Raw genomic sequence first — 20,687 nt, 5'->3', positions numbered from 1 at the left:
GGGGCCGGGCCGGCAGGTCGCTACCAGGCGTGGACCAGTGGTTCGTTGAAGATGCGCTCGCCGCGGGCCAGCTCCCGGAGAGGTGCCGACGCGAGGAGTGCGCCGGTGCGGTCCAGCGCGCGTAGGGTGACTTCCGCACCGACATCCAGCGTGAGTACGGCCGCACCGCTTCGGACCTCTGCCGAAGCCCGCACCCCGCCAGGAGCTTCGGCGGCGACGGCATCGACGCGGGCCGCCCCGGGTGGTGGGACGACCAGCAGCCGATTCGTCAACACGGCGTGCCCGCCGGAGGCAGCCGGCACCCGGACCGCGGCCAACTTCGCCGAGGTTGCGACCGCCGTTGCGACCAGTGAGACCTTGGCGCTGGAGAGGTCTTCTCCCGCAGCGTCCTCCGAAGCGATGTTGCCGGGCCCGGCGAGTGCCAGCAGGCTTCCCTGGGCTCCCACGTGCAGCACGAGAGGGCCGGTGCCCGAGGCCGGGCCGACGACGGCGGCCTCCGGATGGCCTTCGCCGTCCAAGCGTCCGGACCAGCGGACCACGGGGTCAGGGGTGGACGGCAGGCCGGTCATGTCCATCAGCGTCCGGTAGGAGACGCCGCCAAACCGCTCGGCCCGCCACGCGTCCATTCTTCTGGAGGTAGTTCCGGCAGGCAGGGCGTCGGCCAGCTCGGTCGGCTGGTACCGGCCACCTTCGCCACGGATGACGTCGCTGCGGTCGCCCACCGGCTCTTCCACCCGGACCTGCCCCTCACACTCGACCCGCCACCACCCGCGAACCCGCGACGCATCCAGGACGACGTAGTCACCCGTCGGCGACGGTTCCCACCGCCGGCGTACGGCTCCGTCCGCGCCCACGACGGCTCCGTCCGCCACCGAGACGATGCAGCCGGCCGGAGCGAGACCCAGGAATGCCTGTGCCTCCGGCCCCTGCAGGTACGCGGCATCGATCACGCTGAACGGGCTCACCCGCCCGTTGACGAAGCCGGTGTGGTTGCGCAGGGCCTGCTGAGGCGGGGTGCCCGCCGGAACCTTCTGGTCGACCAGAGCAGCGGCCGTGTCCGAGTGATAGACGACCAGTATCTGCCGGAACCCGGCCGACTCGTCGGCGTAGAGCACCTTGACCTGCGGCAGTGACTCGGACACCCGAAGCTCGGCGCGGTTCCGGTCGAACAGCCTGGTCAACTCCTCGATGAGATCCCCGTCTGCGGCCAGGCTCCCTCGCGTCGGTGAGTTGATCAGCCGCCACTCCCAGTCCGAGGTGATCGGATAGCCGGTGGCCACCCAATCGCCTGACGGGTCTTGGCCGCCCGATCCGGCACCGAGTGTGACCGGGCCGAGCAGCGCCGCGGCGATAACGCCGGCCACCGCCGCTCCCAGGCCGGCGAGTCGGCGGCGCTTGCGCCGTCGGGCGTGACGCAGCAACCGGCCGTACGGATTTTCGTCCGGCACCACCGATTCCGCGATCCGTGCCAGCCCGGTACGCAGTTCGTCCACGCTCATGCCCGATCCCCCATCAACTCGCCACCGAACCCCGGCCGAGCAACCGGGGCCGGCTGCAGCACCGCACGCAACCGAGCCAGCCCACGCGCGGCCTGGCTCTTCACCGTCCCGACGGAGCAGCCCATCGTCGCCGCGACCTCAGCTTCGGAAAGGTCCTCCCAATACCGCAGTACCAGCACCGCCCGCATCCGCGCGGGCAGCTGATCCAGAGCCGCCAGCAGTTCGTCCCGAACAACGACCGCCTCGGTGGAGTCCGGGCGAGACCGATCCGGCACGGCCGCGGTCAGCAGCTCGCGCATCCCGAATCGCCGCCACCGACTTGTCCGCTCGTTGACCATCGACCGGCGCACGTACGCCATCGGGTCATCGACCGTGCGCCAATGCCGCATCGCCTTGAGCAGGGCGTCGTGCACCAGGTCCTGCGCCGTGTCCCGGCTACCGGTCAACAGGTACGCCGTTCGCAGCAGATCGCCGTAGCGCACCTCGACGAACTCGCGAAAACCGCCGTCATCCACCCGCCGCCCCCTCGCCGTGACCGCCCATCCTGCCGCTCCCTCCCCGCCCGCCGCGCTGTCACCGAAGACGACGCGGAAGGGGGCCCGAAGGTTGACAGGCCTCGACGTACACCGACCACTGCGAGCGCGGCTACGGATGGGAGGGGCCCACCGGTGGGCACGGCCCAGGCCGGCGAGGGCGACGCGATGAGCAGGTCAGCGGCGGTCTCCGGCAGCGGGCAGCGGAGCAACCGGAGTTCCCGAAATGGGATATGGAGGCTCTCGAGGGCCGGGCGCGCCGAGACCTCGGTCGACGGCGAACCGCCCGACGCGGCGCGTGCCGCGTCGGGCGGGCCCGAGTCATGCGCAGGGTCGACCGGCGCAGACGTCGATGACCTTGCCGGTGAGCAGGAACGTCGCCTTCTGTTGCTGCGCTCCGGGCTGGGCGCGCGGGAACTCGTGCGGGTCGTCGCCGTACTCGGGACCGGCCGGGGCGAGGTTCGTCGTCGGTGGCGCGTACGCCGCGCCGCTGTTCCAGATCACGATCGCCGAGCCGGTGTACGGGTACCTCGCGATCGGCCTGATGCCCCAGTAGGGCTTCACGTCGGCCGACCAGCCGGCGGCGAGGGCAGGTCTGTGCAGTCGAGCGCCGATGGTGCGCGCCTGGACCTCGGCCGCGGCGGGGGAGACCTGCTGGTCGCCGAAGGCCACGTGCATGAGCACCTGATGTGCGGGGGTGCGCGGCAGCGGCCGTTCGGTCATGTGCTGGGCGTACCCGTTCGCCTCCGACCGGTCCCAGAGCATCTGCAGCAGGGCGAAGATCAGCTGTTGGTCGGCGCGATCCGGGTAGGAGCCGTCCATGATCTGCTGGAACGGGGCGAAGTCCACGCTGCGCTGCAGCAGCGTGGAGTAGTTCATGGCCGGAACGCCGAGCACCGAGCGGGTCCAGTCCTGGGCGATGGCGGTGAGCGCGCCACCGTTGATCCCACCCTGACTGTTGCCGTCGTAGTGCAGGCCGCCCGCCACGTCGATCAGCGGCCGTCCGTGAGCGTCCTGGAACGCCGGTTCGGCGGCGAACCCCTTGCGGTGGATCATCGCCCGGCCCAGGAAGAGGAAGTTCAGGTAACTCTGCTGCAGGCGGTCCACCACGGCGGGGAAGGCGCTGAGGTCGGCGAAGGTGTCGGCCACGTAGGGAACGTCGGCGTCGGCCATGCCGATCCAACTGGTGGCGCAGAACGTGAAGTCGTAGGTGGCCGACATCGTCTTGACGTTGCCGGCGTTGATCTCGGTCGGCTTGCCGAGCAGCCCGTGGCCGTAGAGCGACAGGTGTGCCGGGCGGGACGCGGAGGCGCTGCGCGGGATGTTGCAGACGAAGTCCGCCTGCACCGTCGCACCCGACGGCGTGGGCAGCGCGTACCTGGTCGGCGGCGTCCCGTCGCCGCGGGTCGGCCCGTAGTGCAGCCGCGAGCCGGGGCCACCGTCGCCGGTCAGGTACGACGGCACGCCGACCGTGCCGACCACCTGCCGCGCGATCCGCGGGTCCTGCTCCGGCGTGTAGTCGGTGACCTGGCTGACGGTGACCGGCGGTGCCGCGGCGCGCAGAGCGCCGAACGCGCTGTCGCGGATGCTCAACATCCGCCCGGTCAGACCCTGCCGGCTGGCCACGGTGAAGTCCCAGGCCAGATAGAGGTTGTGACGCTTGACGCCGGCTCGGCTCAGGTCGGCGAAGACTCGCTTCAGTTGGGGCACGCGGGGATCCCGGCGGCCGAGACCGGCGCCGGTGAGGTAGGACTTGAACGCCTTCGGCGTGGGGATCACCGACCGCTGCGCGTCGCGCATGCCGCGCAGGCCCACGACGTACCGGGTGCCCTCGGCGAGCGCCACCGCCGGGCGGATGATGAGCAGCTGCCGGTCGGGCTGACCGGTGCCGTGCGCGTCCAGCTCCGCCCAGTACGGCGTGCGTTCGCCGGTGGCGCTGTTGACGAGCACGATCGGCGCGTCCGGGGCGAGCGAGCGGCCGATGTCGGTGACCGGGGCGATCCCGGTGGCCGCCGCGTCGAGGCCGGGCACGTGCACGAGGATCGGTGAGCCGGGACTGAACCCGTCCTGCCGGTTCCACTCCGTCGGGTCGATCGGGACGCCCTGCACGTTCGACGGCATCGCGTCGGCCGTGAGCCGCACCCGCTTGCCGGTCGGGCTGGCCGGATCGGGCACGGTGAAGTAGTCGTTCGGGAACGGCAGCAGGCAGGCGGTCGGGTCGATCGGATCACAGTCGCCGTTGGTGGCGGGATGCGTCGGACCGCCGGGCGGGGTCGCGGCGGCGGCCGTGCCGAGCAGCACGACACCGGCGGTCACCAGCGCGGACACGGAAAGACGGAGCCGGCTGCGGATCGTCACACGCATCTCCTTCGACGGTGGACTCAGTGGATGGACACCCGGTGAGGTGCGAGGCGGAGGCGGGCGCGGACCGGGTGCGGGGTGGTGTTCTTCCTACGCCCGGTACCGGCCATCGGCAAGAGGTGATCCAACTGCGAGGCCGTCGGTTCCGACGTGCCGGTGGAACCGACGCAAACCCGTCTCCTGCAGGTGTCGGAACGCGACCCGGTCCACGTGCCGACATCTGCACAGTGACCGGGGACGGGTCGACTCCTAGATTCGAAACTTGGAGTGATCATGTGGACGGTGAGCGTCATCGGCCGTCGATCGCCCCGCCTTCTCCAACCCCCGACCTGAGAGGTGATCTGATGCACCTTCTGCCCTCCAGGCGCGCGGTGTGGCGTTCGGTGATGGCCGCTTCAGTCGCGACCGTCCTCGTCGCGACCGGCGCCACCGGGCCGGCCACCGCCGCACCAGGTGGCCATCCGCCGGACGGTCCCGCGCCCTTCCAGGCCATCGATCCGCAGAACTGGCAGAACCCGGACTCGATGACCTGGGACGACTACAAGCGGGTTCCGGGCAAGAACTGGGCCGACCCGAACGTGCGCGGATCCGTCCGCAACTTCAACATCGCCCTGGTCACCCTGGACTACGTCGACCAGCCCTTCGTCATCACCCAGCCCGCCGGCTCGACGGTCTTCGGCAACCCGCAGGCGAGCGCCACCAACGTGCCCCGAACCCAGGTCTCGCAGTTCTACACCGACTTCCTCAACAAGCCGGGCGACCTGAACAAGGGACACACCCTGCACGAGTACTGGATGCAGGACTCCAACGGCCGCTACGGCGTCGACCTCACCGGCTTCGGCCCGTACGAGATGCCGGCGAAGTCCTACCAGTACGGCATCGACAACGGCTTCAACCCCGGCGCCTGCCCGGCGGGCGACACGTGTGCGAAGAACATCCGCACCGACGGTCTGGGCGCCTGGCGCGCCGCGGTCGGCGAGGAGGTGGCCGACAGCTTCGAGCTGGTCTTCATCCTCTCCGCCGGCCAGGACGAGTCCTCCACCTGGCAGGAGTTCGGCCAGATGATGTTCCAGACCAAGGAGGACGTGCCGGACGCCTGGGGCCCGCCGGACCCCGCGCTGCCCAACTGGGCGTCGACCCGCTACGTCCCCTGGACGTCCTGGAAGGCGGCGGCCACCATCTGGCCGAACGCGGGCGGCGGCTCGTCGACGCAGGCGGAGAGCTCGGGCATGGGCGTCTACGCCCACGAGCTGAGCCACCTGCTGAGCATCGGCGACAACTACAACAACCCGTACGGCACCCCACTGCGTCGCGCGTACACCGGCATCTGGAGCATGATGTCGCGCGGCTCGTTCAACGGCCCCGGCGGCCCGCACACCCGCTGGCAGATCCCGCCGGTGAACGGCGGATCCATGGGGTCGCTGCACACGCTGCGGGACAAGTTGAAGATCGGGCTGCTCGGTGAGGAGCACGCGCTGCGGCTCTCGCGGGAGGCGCTCGGCACGTCGGGCATGGTCGTCGCCGACGTGACCGCCCGCGCGGTGGACGCGGGTGAGAACGGGCTGACCGGCATCAACATCGCCATGGACGCCGACCGCTCACCGGCGTGCACCGTGGCGACCGACCCGCTCTGCGACGGTGGCCGCTACAACAACTACACCGTCGAGGTCGTCGACCGGATGGGCGCAGACTCGTTCACGCCCGACAACGGCGTACTGATCAGCAAGACGAAGAACGCCGACAGCGCGCCGTTCGTCTGGGTCGTCGACGCCAACCCGCAGGACATCGACATGGTGGACTTCTACCAGCCGGACGGCACCCCGCAGAAGATCACCATGGGTGACTACCGGCAGCTCTCCGACGCGCTGTTCCACGCGGGCGCCAACTCCGGCAGCGAGTACGAGTACGTGGACGAGGCCAACCGGCTGCACTTCTACGTGCTCAACCTCCGCCGGGACCGCGCCGGCGTGCTGTCGTACACGGTGGCGGTCCGTTCGCTGGACGGCGCCGGTCCGAGCCGGCACGGCGTGAAGCTGTCCAAGGGCCACCTGGAGACCCGGGGCAAGCCGAGCGGCAAGGGCGCGACCTGCTCGTTCGACCTGACCAACACCGGTCGGTACGTGGCCGGCGGGCAGCCGCACCCGGAGGACGCCAGCGCGTACCTGAAGTCCGACGTGTACCGGCTCTCGGCGAGCGTCGGAGGCAAGGGCTGGCAGGTCGAGCTGCCGAACGAACTGGCCACGGCCGAGTTCGGCGACAAGACGTCGGTCGACGTGTCGGTGGGCGCCAGCAAGAAGGCGAGCCCGACCACCCTGGTGACGCTGACCGCCACCTCGGAGAGCGACCCCAGCAAGACCGTCACCAGCCAGTGCCGGGTCGAGCGGCCCCGCGCGCAGCTCGGCTGACGCCCCAGGGCGCGACGGGAGACCTGCCCGCAGGCCCGGGGCGGTGGGATGATCACCTGCCCACCGCTCCGGGCCTGCGGCCACCGAACGATCTGGAGGACTGATGCGGCGTCTGCTCGCAGCGCTGTTGCTGCCGTCGCTGGCGACCGGCGCGCTGACCGCGTGCGGCGACGCCGAGGAGGCCCGTTCGGCGACGACCGTGCGGGTTCTCGTCCGGGACATCAACATCCGGCCGGAGGGCGTGGAGTGCGCCGGCACCGGCCCCTACACCCACTTCCACAACCGGTCGCCGTTCCAGGTGATCGACGCCGACGGCCGAACCCTGGCCGAGGGCGCCCTGCCGCCGGGCACCTCGGTGGCGACCTTCAAGGAGGACCTGGAGGTGGAGCGCGTGCCCACGTACTGCGAGTTCGCCGTCCCCGTCACGGTGGCCGATCGCAGCGCCTACCAGCTGGTCGTCGACGGGCACCCGCCGATCGCGCTCACCCCGAACGACAGCGAAGGGCCGGCGCTGGTCGCGGTGGTGCCCTCATGACCCGCGGGTACGCCCGGCTGGCCGCCGTCGTACTGGCGCTGTCGGTGGCGCTCTCCTCGGCCGCCTGCTCCGGTGGTGAGGACGCGCCGGCCCAGCCGGAGTCCGTCGCCGGTGGGGCGGCGGCGCTGCCCGGCCCGGCGCCGGCGAACCTCGCGCTGCGCCCGGCCCCGTCCGGGCTGCCCGGCGCGCCCGCCGTCACCGGCGCGCTCACCGACGGAAGCCCCGTCACCCTCGCCGACCTGTGGGCCGACCGTCCGGTGGTGCTGACCTTCTTCAGCTCGTGGTGCACCCTCTGCGCCCAACGACAGGACGCCCTCAGCGAACTGGCCCGCACCCACCGGGACAAGGTCGTCTTCGTCGGGGTGGCCACCGAGGACGAACCGCAGGAGTTGCAGCAGTACCTGCGGGAGCACCGGGTGGAGTATCCGGTCGTGCTCGACGAGGACGGCGCCATCGCGCGGTCGTACGCCGTGCGTGAACCTCCGACCGTGGTGGTGATCGCCAAGGGCGGCGCGCTGCTGCGGGGCTGGCCCGGCGGGGTGGACGCGGCGGCGCTCGACGGCAAGCTCCGCGAACTGGTGCTGGCCTCGTAGCCGGTGCCGAGACGACGGATCAACCCCCACATCGAATGGGTGAGACTTTCGCGTTCGCTCGTCGCCGGGGCCTGGGTGGGTCGTAGCGTGCGGTCGTGGACAGAGTGCGTATGCCGCGCCGGTTGCTGCTCGCGGGAGCCGGCTCGGCCGCCGTGGCCGCGCTGACGGCCTGCCAGGCCAGCCAGTCCACCACGCCCCCCACACCACAGCCGACCCACCCAACCACCAACGGACAGCTGGATGAGGCAGCGCTTCGCCGGAAGATCGCGAGTCTGCTCGTGGTGGGCTTCCGCGGCGACTCCGTGGGTCGCGATGACTGGATCATCAGGGCGATCCGCAACGGCCTCGGCGGGGTGATCCTCTTCGACCGCGACCTGCGGACGGACACCGAACGCAACATCCGCTCACCGCAGCAGGTCACGACGCTGATCCGGGACCTGAAGAACGCCGCGCCGGGCCGCCGGTTGATCGTGTCGATCGACCAGGAAGGTGGACGCACCTCCCGCTTGAAGCCGGACAACGGCTTTCCCGCCACCAGGTCCGAGGCCGAGATCGGTGCCGAGAACTCGCCGGCGGCGACGCGCGAGTGGGCGCGGGGACTGGTCGCGAGCCTCACGCGAATCGGTGTCAACCTCAACTACGCGCCGGTCGTCGACCTGAACGTCAACCCCGAGAGCCGGGCGATCGGACGGCTCGACCGCAGCTTCTCCGCGAACCCCGACGTCGTGGTCAGCAACGCCACCGAGGAGATCCACGCCCACCGCACTGCGGGCGTCAAGACCTCGCTCAAACACTTCCCGGGCATCGGCAGCGCCGCCGGCAACACCGACTTCGAGGTCGTCGACGTCAGCTCCACCTGGAAGCCCGTCGAGCTGGAACCGTTCCGGCGACTGATCCGGGCGGGCGCGGCGGACTCGGTGCTCGTCGCGCACGTGCTCAACAAGCAGCTGGATCCGAACCTGCCCGCGTCACTGTCGCCAGCAACCGTCACGAAGCTGCTGCGCGGCGAACTGGGCTGGCAGGGCCCGGTGGTCAGCGACGACATGCAGGCCGCTGCCATCACCCGCCGGCACGGCTCCGCCGACGCCGTCCGCCGGGCATTGCAGGCCGGCGTCGACCTGCTCGTCTTCGCCAACCAGCAGGTGTTCGACCCGGGCATCGTCGACAAGACGGTGAACGCGGTGGTCGACCTGGTCCGCCGCGGGCAGCTCACTCAGGAGCGGATCGACCAGGCGGTTGCCCGGGTCGACGCGCTCCGCCCGAAGGGCTGAGCCGAGGCTGCCCGCTGGTTCCCGCCGCGCCCGACGCGACGATGTGTCCCGGGTGAAGAGAGCGTCGATGAACAGTATGAACGCAATGATCACGTTTGCCGGAGACCCTGCCTAACCTCGCAGCGAGGCGCATCGATGCGCCGGTGAGGACGAGGAGCCCTGCCGTGATCACGTCGAGAACCACCCGACCTGCCCGCCGGTCCCGCCGCCCGCTCGGGCTGGTCACCCTGCTCGGCGCGGCGTTGGTCGGCGCCCTGACCGTCGCGCCCGCCGCCCAGGCGGACGCGCCACCTCCGGCGGTGACCGAGTGTCCCGCGAACCTGACCGGCAAGGCCACCTGCTACACCGGCCAGGACGTCAACGGGGCCTACTACGCGATCGCCATCCCCAACCGGTGGAACCGCTCGCTCGTCGTGCACGCCCACGGCGGGCCGGACCTGGGCGACACGTCCGACCCGCAGCGCAGCGTCGAGGACCTGGACCGCTGGGCGGTCATGGTGGACGAGGGCTACGCCTGGGCCGGCTCGTCCTACCGCCGAGGCGGCTACGGCACCCGGATGGCCGCCACCGACACCGAGAACCTCCGCCGCCTCTTCGTCACCGAGTTCGGCAAGCCGAAGCGGACGTACGTGCACGGGCAGTCGTGGGGCGGAGACGTCGCCGCCAAGGTCGTGGAGACCTACGCCGGGGCGCGCGGGCCGTACGACGGCGCCCTGCTCACCAGCGGCGTCCTCGGCGGCGGCTCGCGCGGCTACGACTACCGGGTCGACCTGCGCGTCGTCTACCAGTACTACTGCCAGAACCATCCCCGACCCAGCGAGCCCCAGTACCCGCTCTGGCAGGGCCTGCGAGCCGACTCCACCATGACCACCGACGGGCTGCGCGCCCGCCTGCAGGAGTGCACCGGCTACGCCTCCGACCCGCTGGAGCGTACGGCGTCGCAGCAGCGCAACCTCGACGACATCCTGGCCGTGACGGGCGTGCCGGAGCGCACGCTGGAATCGCACCTGCGGTTCGCCACCTTCACCTTCCGCGACATCGTCCACGCTCGGCTCGGCGGGCGTAACCCGTTCAGCAACGAGGGAGTCCGCTACGCCGGCTCACACGACGACGCGGCGCTCAACGCCGGCGTGCAGCGCTTCTCCGCCGACCCGACCGCCCGACGCGACCTCTCCTACGACAGTGACCTCACCGGCAAGGTCTCCATTCCGGTGCTGACCCTGCACGCCATCGACGACCCGACGGCGTTCGTCGAGCACGAGGCCGCCTACCGCGCCAGTCTGCAGGGCGCCGGTCGGGAGGAGCACCTGGTGCAGACCTTCACCCGGGAGTCCGAGCACAGCGAGCTGAGCAACGCCGAGTACGCCGCCTCGATCTCCGCGCTCGACGGGTGGGTGCGCACCGGCCGCAAGCCGACACCCACCTCGATCGCGGCCTCCTGCGCCGGCTTCGACCGCAGCTACGGCACCGGTTGCTTCTACGAGCCGCGGTTCCGTCCCGCCCCCTACGCCTCGCGGGTCAACCCGCGCCCGGGCGGGCTGCGTTGGCCGGCCATGACCGCCGGCCAGGAGCGGAGCTGGAGCCGGATCGAGAACGTCGGGATCGCCCCCTGACCATTGCGACGGGTCGGGTCGCGGCGTCCGGTGGTACGAGTGCCACCGGACGCCGCGAGGCAGCGCCGACACCGGCCCGCTCGGTATCGTGTGCGTCGATGGCTCCGGGAGCACGCCGAGGATGGGATCGCCTGTCGTGACTGAGTTCTGGCCGCCGCCCGCGAAGCGACCCACGGTGACGTACGCCAACTGCACGGTCTCCGCACCGACGGGCTTTCGACCGCTGCACCTCGACCTGCATCTCCCACCCGGAGCGGGTCCCTTCCCGGTGGTGTTGTGGGTGCACGGCGGCGGCTGGCAGGAGGGCAGCCGCGTGGGGTTGCCCGATTCCGTCGCGCCGTTCGGCTTCCACGAACGGCTGCTCGCTCGTGGCTACGCGGTCGCCGACGTGGACTACCGGCTCTCCCTCGAGGCGCAGTACCCGGCCCAGCTGATCGATGTGCAGTCGGCGATCCGGTGGTTGCGCCACCACCGGCGCCAGTTGCGGCTGGACCCGGGCAGGTTCGCCGTGCTGGGTGAGTCGGCCGGAGGTCACCTGGCCGCGATGGCCGGACTGGTCGGCGAGGGTGACACGGCGATCCAGGCGGTGGTGAACTGGTACGGCGTGATCGACCTGGTCACCCCTCCCGGTGACCCGTATCCGTTCACCCCGCCGGCGCTGCTGCTCGGTGGGCCACCCGCCGAGCGGCGTGACCTCGCCGCCTGGGCGAGTCCGCTGCACCGCGTGCACGCGGGGGCGCCGCCGTTTCTCAACATGCACGGCACGAACGATCAGCTGGTCCCGTTCGAGCAGAGCGAACGGCTGGCCGAGGCGTTACGCGCCCAGGGCGTGCGCTGCGATCTGCACCCGGTGCCCGGCGCCGACCACTGCTTCGTCGGCTGCTCGGACATCGGTGGCCTCATCGAGGCGAGCGCCGATTTCCTGGACGACGTGTTCAAGGGGCACTGAACGAAGTCAGGCGTCGACGTGCCGCACCGGCTCGGCGAGCCGGGTCAGCGCGGCGTCGATCATCCGGGTGAGCCGGCGTGGGTCCCGCTCGGCCTTGACGACGACCTGTAGGCCCTGGAGCAGGGTCATCAGCATGGTCGCCTCGGTGGCGACGTCCGTGTCGGCGGGGATCTCACCGTGCCGCGCGGCGGCTTCCAGGCCCTGCCGGAACCCGTCCTCCACCAGCGCCAGGATCTCCTGGACGATCCGCCCGGCGGCTTCGTCCCGGGGCAGCCGTTCGCCGACCGTGTTGACCGCGATGCACCCGCGCGGCACGGACTCGTCGGCGGCGGCGTCGAGGTAGTCGATCAGGACCTTGCGGATGCGGGGCAGGACCGGGCCGCCCGCGAGCAGCGTCGGCGCCAGCTGGCGGGTGTGGGTGTCCCGGTAGTGCTCGAGTGCCCGCAGGAAGAGGGTGTGCTTGTCGGTGAAGGTGCGGTAGAGGCTGCCGGGATGCAACCCGAGGTGTCCGGTGAGGGCGCTCATCGAGGTCGCTTCGTACCCGTTTGTCCAGAAGTACTGCATCGCACGTTCGAGGACGTCGGCCTCGACGAAGCCCCGTGGTCTGGACATGAGCGCCAGGATAGCTCTTATTTGAACGCGCGTACACATTGCGCTACGGTGGGCGACGCATTGAGAACGCGCATTCACATTCTGGGGGAAGCAGATGCTCGTCGGGTTCGAAGAGGGCTACGCCGAGGTCAACGGCGTCAGGCTGCACTACGTCTCGGGCGGAACCGGCGAGCCCCTGCTCCTGCTGCCCGGCTGGCCGCTGACCTGGTGGGAGTTCCACAAGGTCATGCCGCTGCTGGCCGAGCGGTACCGGGTGATCGCCGTCGATCTGCGCGGCATGGGCGACTCCGGCAAGCCGGAGACCGGGTACGACAAAAAGACCATGGCGCGCGACGTGGCGGAGCTGGTCCGCAAGCTCGGCTACGAAAGCGTCAACATCGCCGGTACGGACATCGGCGCGATGGTCGCCTTCAGCTTCGCCGCCAACCACCCCGACCTCACGCGGAAGCTCGCGATGATCGAGGTGCCGCACCCGGACACGTTCTTCTACCAGTTCACCGTGCTGCCCCAGGCCGGGCAGCCCCACCTGTGGTGGTTCGCCTTCAACCAGGTCAAGGAGCTGCCGGAGCGTCTGCTCGCCGGCCGGGCCCGGCTGCTCATCGACTGGTGCGTCGACCAGATGGCCCGAGACCGGGACGCCATCGACGAGCAGAGTCGGGCGGTCTACGCCGCGGCGTACGACCAGCCCGGCGCGATCCGCGCCGCCAACGGCTGGTACCAGGCGTTTCCGCAGGACATCGAGGACATGCAGACGTACGGCGCCCTCTCCGTGCCGGTCCTCGCCCTCGGCAGCCTCTACTACCAGGCCATGCCGTTGGCGCTGGCGGGCAAGGCGACGGACATCCGGTTCCTGGAGATTCCCGACGCCGGTCACTATCTCGCCGAGGAGCGCCCCGACGACCTCGTCCGGGCGCTCACCGAGTTCCTCGGCTAGGCGGATCCGCGGTTGGTTGCCGGGCAACAGGGTGTCCGGCAACCAACCGGTCGGACCTATCGCTGCACGAGCCGGAACGACTGGGCGGCGGTGCCGTTGCAGGCGTACTGGACCAGTTGGACGCTGTCGGCGGTGGACCCGCCGGGCACGTCGAGGCACTTGCCGCTGTGCCGGTTGACGAGCCGGTAGTAGCCGTCGGCCTCCGGCACCGCCTGCCACTGCTGGTTGTTGCCGCCGCTGTAGGTCCAGAGCTGGATCGGGGCGTTGTCGGCGGTGGACACGTTCGTCACGTCGAGCACGCGACTGCTGTTGTTGCGGTTGTTCACCCGCAGGTAGCCGCCGCTGGTGGGCTGGAACTGGTACTGCTGGGCGAAGGACGCGTTGCAGGTGTACTGCTGGATCGCCGTGCCGTTGGCGGTGCCCGCCGCGCGGGCGTCGACGCACTTGCCGCTGACCTTGCTGGTCAGGCTGTACCAGGCGGTCGGGGAGATCGGGTCGGTGGGCGGGGGAGTGCTGCCACCGCCGCCGAGCCAGCGCAGACCGTCGATGAGGAACCGGTTCTGCACCTCGCTGGCGAAGGTGGACGACAGCGGCACGTCCCGGGCGTAGTCCATCGCGTTGTGGCCGAAGTTCGCGTACAGCATCTTGTAGTTGGTGTTCGTCCAGATGATCGGGTAGTAGCCGCCGTACCAGGTCTGGTTCGGGTCGGTGCCGAGCGGGAAGCTGCTGGGGTCGACCGAGGCCAGGACGTCGATGGCCGGGTTGGTGCGCAGGTCGCGGCTCCAGCTGTACCACTCGCTCACCGACGAGGTGAAGGTGGCGGGCAGCCGGGAGGTGGACGGGTGGCTGCCGTTCTCGACCCGCAGCACGGCGGTCGTCGGCCCCCAGGTGTTGGTCTGGAACGCGCCGCTGCCGAGGAACTGGTTGTGGTACCAGTCCCAGCCGCCCGGGTTGTCGGTGTACGCGGAGACGTGGAAGCCGAGCCACGCCCCGCCGCCGCGCATGTACTGCTCGAACGCCGGGCGTTGGGCGGCCGGCGGCAGGTCGTCGAGGAAGATCACCACCTGGTACTGGGCCAGGTTGGCGGTGTTCAGCCGGCTCCAGTCGTTGGTGGCGGTGTACGAGAAGTTGTTCTGCGCGGCGATCTGCGGGAACCACTGGTTGGCTTCCCGGACGAAGCTGATGTGGGCCGGGTCCCAGGTGCCGTTGTAGAAGGCGATGACGTTGAAGTCCGGGGCCGCGGCTCGGGCCGCGCCGTGGGCGGGCGGGGCGAAGACGGTCACCAGCGCCAGGCAGAGCGCGAGGAGCTGGGCCGACCTTCGAATCACGGTGCGGCGGGTACGGGCGATCATAGCGCGTCCTCTCGGTTGTCGTCGCGCTGGCCGGGGCGCCGGGACGCGGCGCATCGATCGATGACAGGCTATGTCCGAATAATTCTCAGGTCAATCTCGGACGTGAACGAATCGGGCAGCTTGCGACCTGCCGACCGGGGCGTACCGGTGGCGGGCGAGCGCCCTGCCGCAACGCTGCTGTCGGAAACGCGACCCGCACGCCGGATCCGCCCGACGGTGCCGACATCATCGTGGGCACGTGCCGCCCCCGCTGCGAGGAGATCGATGCCCGCGACCGTGTTGGGAGTCGTGATCTTCGTCGCCCTGCTGCTGCCCGGATACCTCTACGAACGGCGCCGCGAGCGGGACATCCCGCAACGGACGAGGTCACCGCTTCGCGAGACCATGTCCGTCCTCTTCGTCGGCGTGGCCGCCGACGGCTTCGCTGGTCTGATCCTGGCCTCGGTCTGGTCGACCCTGCCCGTGCGGGCGCCGGACCTCGCGGCGTTGCTGCGTACGCCGAGGGAGTACGTGATCGCGAAGCCGTGGCTCGTCACCGGGTGGGCTGTGGGAGGAATGGCGCTGGCCTGCCTCTGGGCCTACTTCGTGGCGGCGCGTCCGTGGCACCGCTGGCTGCGCCCGAACACCCGCCTCGGCAACCTGCGGCGGAACGCCGATCCACAGCAGTCCTCCTGGTGGTTGCTGCTGCGGGAGCACTCGGATCTTCCGAAGTACGTGGGCTGCTACCTCGACGACGGCTCGTACGTCGCCGGGCGGCTGCACAGCTTCAGCCGCGTCTCCGACGAGATCGCCGACCGGGATCTGTCGCTGCGGCACGATCCGGACCACCCCCTGGTCTACCGCCCGAAGGGCGCCCAGCAGACGTACCCGTTGACGAACATCGGCGCGGTCGCGATCAGCGCTCGACGGATCGTCCTGCTGACGGTCACGTACCGGACGGCACCGGAGCCGGCGACCCCCGAGAGCGTGAACCTGCCCGCCCAACCGACCCCCACCCGAGAGGAGTAGTCGTGGAACCCGACGCTCGTGGAACTCCCGGCTTCAACGATGACCCGGACGCGGGCTTCGCCGACTTCTCCGACTTCGATTTCGACGACTTCCGCGGCGGACAACAGCTCGTCGACCCCGAGGTGCCCCCACCGACCGCCACCGAGCTGCCCGAACCGGTTCCGCCGCCGGTCGACGAGTAGGCGGGATGCGCTCGGCCGGTCTGCTGATCCGGTGGACGCCGATGCTCCTCCTGGCCTGGGCGACCTGGCGGGCCGCCGGTTGGCTGCCCGCGATCCCGGTGGTCGCCAGCGTCGTGATCGGCCAACGGCGGCCCACGAAGGCGTCGGCGCAACGCCTCGAACTCTTCCTCGCCGCAGGGCTGCTGGGGGTGGCTCACCTGCTCGACGCCCCATGGTGGGCGCTCGTCGCCGCCTTCGGGTACACCGTCGTACTGATCGGGGCCGCCGGCGTCGGGAGCGACCGGCTGCTCGTCTCGGCGCTGGTGGCGTTCGACAACCTGCGGTACGCGGAGGCGGTCGACGCGGGGGCGCACGCCGCGCAGGACGGTGAGCGCCGCCGTCGGTACGTGGACGCGGCGATGGGCTGGATGGTCTGCGCCCGTGCCCAGGTGCTGCTCGGCAGACCGCAGGACGCGACGGAATCCGTGACGCGAGGTCTGGAGCTGCTGCGCAGGACCCGGGCGCCCGAGGCGGACGTGGTCGGCGTCCAGCTGCACTTCATCGAGGGAGAGCTCTGCGCGACCCGTAGCGATCTGGCCGGCAGCACTCGGGCGTACCGCACGGCCATCGAGGCGGCGACCCGGTTGCGCCAGCGGGTCGGCGGCTTCGGCATGAACCTGACGAAGGAGACCGATCACTACCGCGACCAGGCCGTGCTCGGGTTGGCGTGGCTGGACATGCTGCGGGGACGCCTCGCCGAGGCCGCCGCCGGTTGTGACTCCGTCCTCGAGGCCGCCGGGCAGCGGCAGGACCTGTCGGTCTTCATCGCGGCCGCCGCCACCCGAGCCGGTCTGCACCACACCGTCGGCGAGCGGGACGACGCCCGGAACTGCGTCGACGCGGTGATGACGCTGGCCGGGGACGAGCGGTACCGCGAGGTCATCCTCACCACCACGCACGTGGCGTACCTCGTCAAGGTCCTGGCCCTGACCGTCTTCGAGGTGGCCAAGATCCGCGCGGCGGACGGGGACCTCGACCTCCTGGTGGAGGAGCTGACGACGATCCGGGAGATGGGAGAGGCGGCGCACGCGCTGAGCGTCGCGCAGGCGACCTCCACGCTGCTCGCCGATGTCGCGCTCACCCGCGGCGACGTCAGCGAAGCGCTTCGGCAGCTCTCGATCGCCGGTGGCCAACCGTTCACCGACCCGCTGGCGGACCTCCAGATGCGGCAGGTGGAAGCGGCGGCTCTCTGCGCGGACGGTCAGCTCGACCGGGCCGACGCCGCCGCCGACGCGATGGTCGCGCTGCTGGCGAACATCGGGACGCCCGAGGTCGCCGCCGACGTGTACGGGCTCGCCGCCGATGTCGCGGCCCGAAGCGGCCACGTGACGGTCGCGGTGGCCCGGGTCCGGGCCGCGGTGCGGGACCTGCATCTGCTCAGTGGGCACGTCGGTCGGCTGGCTCAGCGACGAGGACTGCTGGCCACCAAGCGGAGCAGCTTCGCCGGCCTCATGGAGACGCTCGCGGCCAGCGCGGCAGCCAGTCAGGCGGGGCTCGCGGGGATCGAGGTCGCCGAGGCCCAGCGCGAGGACACGTTGGTGGGCGTACTCTCCGCGACGAAGACCGCGATGCCGCCGCAGCTGCGGGAGGTGGCCGACCGGGCCGACGAGGTGCGGCACACCCTCGCCCACATCGCAGACCCCGCGCACGCCGGACAGCTCGGCGAGATCGACGTCCTGACCGGCACGCTCAAGGACGAACAGGTGACGCTGACGAGCCGGCTCACCGACCTCATCGGCGGCACCTTCGCCGAGCTGTACGTGCCGACCCCCATCGCCGGCACCGATCTCCTCGACCGCTGCGGGCAGGACGGCCTGCTGTCCCTCACGGTCGCCGACAGCGGCACCGCCGACTACGCGGGACACCTGGTCTTCCGGGTGCCGGGTGAGGCCCCGAGGATCCAGGAGTTCCAGCTGGTCGGCGCCGCGGCGACCGTGCTCGACCAGCTTCGCAGCGGGGCGGCCACCCGCAGCGCGGACTCCGCGAGAGCCTTCGGGGAACTCTGGGAGTCGACCCGACACGAGATCGCCAAGACCTTGCTGCCCGAGCAGCTCCGGGATTGGATGCGGTCCACACCGGTGGGCGCACCGGATCGGCACCGGTTGGTCATCTGCGCCGACGGACCGCTGCGCGCGATGCCCTTCCCCGCCCTCCCGCTCGCCGACGGCGTCGCCGTGATCTCCAACGCCACCGTCAACCGGCTTCCCCTGCTCCGCTTGATCGGTAACCCGCCGGCCGAGGCTCCTACGCGGCCCGCGCTGCTGGGTTACTTCCATCCGCGGCTGGCCGGGGCGCAGCGGGAACGGCAACTGCTGACGAGGATGCACGAGTCCGGCGAGGTCGACCTGACCGTCGCGGGCAGCCGGGACGAGCTGCTCAACGAGCTGGCCACCGGCCGCCATGACGTGCTGATCCTCGCCACCCACGGCCGAGGACACGGCCTGGAGTTCGAGTTCCAGCTCCACGGCGAGCGCGGTATCTCGTCCGCACGCCTGCTCACCGCCCGGGTACCGCGGACCGTCCTGGCCCCGGCCTGCTACTCCGGCGCCGACGCGGGCAGCGACGCCACCGGGATGATCGCGGCGTGTCTGGCGGCCGGCGCCACCACCGTCCTGTCCGGGCTGTGGCGTCTACCGGACGGGCCGACGGGGCGGCTGATGAGTCACATCTACCGGCGTCTCCCCAGCGGAGCCGCCCTCCGGGACATCGCCGCCGCCGCACCGCTCGCCGTCGGCGTCGATCCGACCCGGGTCAACCCACTCGCCTGGGCGGGGCTCATGGTGACCGACACGACGACAGGTGACGCCTCCGCCGGGGTTGCCCGCATCCCGTCGGGGGAGTAGGCAGAGGGTCCGCGTGCGTCGATCCCCGGAGGCCACATGAGACCACGACTCCTCTTCACCGCGACCATCGCCCTGGCCACAATGGCCGCCGGAGCGGCTGTTCCCGCCCAGGCGGCGAAGCCGGCCGAGCCACCGAAGGAGCCGGTGGCCGTCGGCTACGGCGGCGCGGTCTCCACTGTCGACGAGACGGCGACCGCCGTCGGGCTGGACGTGCTGCGCCGCGGCGGCAACGCGGTCGACGCGGCGGTCGCGGCCGCGGCGACGCTCGGCGTGACCGAACCGTTCTCCGCGGGTGTCGGCGGCGGTGGCTTCTTCGTCTACTACGACGCCAGGACCAGACGGGTGCACACCATCGACGGCCGCGAGGCGGCGCCGGCCTCGATGACCGCCACCAGCTTCACCAACCCGGCCACCGGGCAGCCGTACGCGTTCGACGAGGCCCGGATCAGCGGCCTCTCGGTCGGCGTGCCCGGCACGCTGCTCACCTGGCGGGATGCGCTGGCCCGCTGGGGCAGCCGGTCGCTGGCGCAGCTGCTGACCCCCGCCGCACGGGTGGCCGAGAAGGGCTTCACCGTCGACGAGACCTTCGCCAGCCAGATCGCGGCGAACCGCAACGCGTTCGGCCAGTTCAGCTCCACCAGCGCGCTCTACCTGCCCGGCGGCCAGCCGCCGGCGGTCGGCAGCACCTTCCGCAACCGGGACCTCGCCGACACGTACCGGCTGATCGCCAAGCGCGGCACCGACGTGTTCTACCGGGGCGAGGTCGGGCGCGACCTGGCCGCCACGGTGCAGCACCCGCCGCTCTCGGCGCGGCCGGTCGGGGCGTGGCCGTACCCGATCCGCCCGGCCGGGATGACCACCGCCGACCTCGCCGGCTACCGCACGCGCTTCCCCGCGCCGACCCGGTCGGAGTACCGCGGTCTCGAGGTGTACGGCATGTCCACCCCCTCCAGCGGCGGCGTCGCGGTGGGGGAGGCGCTCAACATCCTCGAGCGCTACGACCTGCGGTCGATGTCGGTGGCCCAGGCGATGCACCACTACCTGGAGGCCAGCGCGCTCGCCTTCGCCGACCGTAACCGTTACGTGGGCGACCACACCCCATCGGGCGTCCTGCGCGAGCTGCTCCGGGACGGGTACGCCAAGGAACGGGCCTGCCTGATCGACGCCGCGGCGGCGCTGCCCAAACCGGTCGCGCCCGGCGTTCCCGACGGCGCCTACGGCGGCTGCTCGGCCGCGCCGGCCGCCGACACCCGCGACGACCGCAAGAGCACCACGAACCTCACCGTGGCCGACCGGTGGGGCAACGTCGTCGAGTACACGCTGACGATCGAGGCGACCGGCGGCAACGGCATGGTCGTACCGGGCCGAGGCTTCCTGCTCAACAACGAGCTCACCGACTTCAACTTCGCGCCGACCCAGGGCAGCGCGCCGGACCCGAACCTGCCGGCGCCGGGCAAGCGGCCGCGCAGCTCGATGGCGCCCACCATCGTGCTGGCCGACGGGCGGCCGTTCCTCGCCGTCGGCACTCCCGGCGGCGCGACGATCATCACCACCGTCCTGCAGATGCTGGTCAACCGGATCGACCTCGGTATGAGCCTGCCGCAGGCGCTGGCCGCGCCGCGGGCGTCGCAGCGCAACGGCGCCAGCACCCAGGCCGAGCCGGCCTTCATCACCGCCTACGCCGACGATCTGCCGCCGGGGCATGTCCTCGCCTCCACCGCGGAGCTCGGCGCCGCGACCGGGATCGAGCTTCTGCGCAACGGTCGGATGGTCGCCGCGGCCGAGCCGGTCCGTCGTGGTGGCGGCGCCGCGGCGGTCGTCGGGAGGTGGCCGCAGCACTGACCCGGGGGGCCGCGGCGACGGTGTCTGCCGTCGCCGCGCCCTCGCGGCCCGCTGTCGTCCGGCTGCGGCGGGTCACGCGTGGTGCCTGCTCTTGGCAGCGACTGGCTTTCACATTA

At 71.2% G+C, this 20,687-nt stretch carries 16 protein-coding genes; 11 read left to right on the top strand and 5 right to left on the bottom strand.

The annotated features are described in order from the left end of the window. Positions 1–20: 20 nt before the first annotated feature. The 3 genes from D7044_RS02720 to D7044_RS02710 all read right to left on the bottom strand — a co-directional run bounded on the left by D7044_RS02720 (position 21) and on the right by D7044_RS02710 (position 4,390). Positions 21–1,499 (bottom strand): hypothetical protein, encoded by a 1,479-nt coding sequence (locus D7044_RS02720; protein WP_147434567.1) that lies wholly within the window; start codon positions 1,497–1,499, stop codon positions 21–23. Then, complete coding sequence (locus tag D7044_RS02715) at positions 1,496–2,014, bottom strand: SigE family RNA polymerase sigma factor (protein ID WP_120687848.1); 519 nt, start codon at positions 2,012–2,014, stop codon at positions 1,496–1,498. The genes D7044_RS02720 and D7044_RS02715 overlap by 4 nt, the downstream gene beginning before the upstream one ends. 339 nt (positions 2,015–2,353) lie before the next feature. Further along, a complete protein-coding gene (locus tag D7044_RS02710) occupies positions 2,354–4,390 on the bottom strand; it encodes a hypothetical protein (RefSeq protein WP_233564844.1) in 2,037 nt (678 codons plus the stop codon). Positions 4,391–4,779: 389 nt separating this feature from the next. Here D7044_RS02710 and D7044_RS02705 point away from each other — a divergent pair, with 389 nt between their 5' ends. From D7044_RS02705 to D7044_RS02680, 6 genes are all read left to right on the top strand, one after another. Continuing rightward, positions 4,780–6,798: a M6 family metalloprotease domain-containing protein gene (locus D7044_RS02705; RefSeq protein ID WP_199716418.1), complete on the top strand. Its 2,019-nt coding sequence runs from the start codon at positions 4,780–4,782 to the stop codon at positions 6,796–6,798. Positions 6,799–6,901: 103 nt separating this feature from the next. Further along, a complete protein-coding gene (locus tag D7044_RS02700; RefSeq protein ID WP_120675956.1) occupies positions 6,902–7,333 on the top strand; it encodes a hypothetical protein in 432 nt (143 codons plus the stop codon). After that, positions 7,330–7,926, top strand: coding sequence for a TlpA family protein disulfide reductase (locus tag D7044_RS02695; RefSeq protein WP_120687846.1), 597 nt, complete (start codon positions 7,330–7,332; stop codon positions 7,924–7,926). The genes D7044_RS02700 and D7044_RS02695 overlap by 4 nt, the downstream gene beginning before the upstream one ends. A 95-nt stretch (positions 7,927–8,021) precedes the next feature. Continuing rightward, entirely contained in the window at positions 8,022–9,197 is a 1,176-nt protein-coding gene (locus D7044_RS02690; protein WP_233564843.1) for a glycoside hydrolase family 3 N-terminal domain-containing protein, read from the top strand. Positions 9,198–9,361: 164 nt separating this feature from the next. Beyond that, positions 9,362–10,810, top strand: coding sequence for a hypothetical protein (locus D7044_RS02685; RefSeq protein WP_199716417.1), 1,449 nt, complete (start codon positions 9,362–9,364; stop codon positions 10,808–10,810). Positions 10,811–10,946: 136 nt separating this feature from the next. After that, positions 10,947–11,759 (top strand): alpha/beta hydrolase, encoded by an 813-nt coding sequence (locus D7044_RS02680; protein ID WP_120687843.1) that lies wholly within the window; start codon positions 10,947–10,949, stop codon positions 11,757–11,759. A 6-nt stretch (positions 11,760–11,765) separates the two neighbouring features. Here D7044_RS02680 and D7044_RS02675 read toward each other — a convergent pair whose 3' ends face one another. After that, entirely contained in the window at positions 11,766–12,371 is a 606-nt protein-coding gene (locus D7044_RS02675) for a TetR/AcrR family transcriptional regulator (protein ID WP_158609331.1), read from the bottom strand. A gap of 94 nt (positions 12,372–12,465) precedes the next feature. Between D7044_RS02675 and D7044_RS02670 the strand changes: the two genes are divergently transcribed. Next, complete coding sequence (locus D7044_RS02670) at positions 12,466–13,305, top strand: alpha/beta fold hydrolase (RefSeq protein WP_120687842.1); 840 nt, start codon at positions 12,466–12,468, stop codon at positions 13,303–13,305. Between the two features lie 56 nt (positions 13,306–13,361). Here D7044_RS02670 and D7044_RS02665 read toward each other — a convergent pair whose 3' ends face one another. Next, entirely contained in the window at positions 13,362–14,657 is a 1,296-nt protein-coding gene (locus tag D7044_RS02665) for an RICIN domain-containing protein (protein WP_120687841.1), read from the bottom strand. A gap of 264 nt (positions 14,658–14,921) precedes the next feature. On the opposite strand from D7044_RS02665, the gene D7044_RS02660 reads away from it, so the two are divergent. The 4 genes from D7044_RS02660 to ggt are packed head-to-tail and all read left to right on the top strand — an operon-like array spanning position 14,922 to position 20,571. Beyond that, positions 14,922–15,665: a DUF6338 family protein gene (locus D7044_RS02660; protein ID WP_120687840.1), complete on the top strand. Its 744-nt coding sequence runs from the start codon at positions 14,922–14,924 to the stop codon at positions 15,663–15,665. Between the two features lie 2 nt (positions 15,666–15,667). After that, positions 15,668–15,847: a hypothetical protein gene (locus D7044_RS02655; RefSeq protein ID WP_120675972.1), complete on the top strand. Its 180-nt coding sequence runs from the start codon at positions 15,668–15,670 to the stop codon at positions 15,845–15,847. A 5-nt stretch (positions 15,848–15,852) separates the two neighbouring features. Then, positions 15,853–18,729 carry a CHAT domain-containing protein gene (locus D7044_RS02650; RefSeq protein WP_120687839.1) on the top strand — a complete coding sequence of 959 codons (2,877 nt, stop codon included), beginning with the start codon at positions 15,853–15,855 and terminating at the stop codon, positions 18,727–18,729. Between the two features lie 36 nt (positions 18,730–18,765). Then, positions 18,766–20,571 carry a gamma-glutamyltransferase gene (ggt, locus tag D7044_RS02645; RefSeq protein WP_120687838.1) on the top strand — a complete coding sequence of 602 codons (1,806 nt, stop codon included), beginning with the start codon at positions 18,766–18,768 and terminating at the stop codon, positions 20,569–20,571. The last annotated feature ends 116 nt before the right edge of the window (positions 20,572–20,687 follow it).

The organism is Micromonospora musae (assembly GCF_003626635.1).
Lineage (GTDB): Bacteria > Actinomycetota > Actinomycetes > Mycobacteriales > Micromonosporaceae > Micromonospora > Micromonospora musae.
The sequence above is the reverse complement of the archived record's forward strand: the minus strand, read 5'-3'. Positions and strand labels throughout refer to the sequence as shown.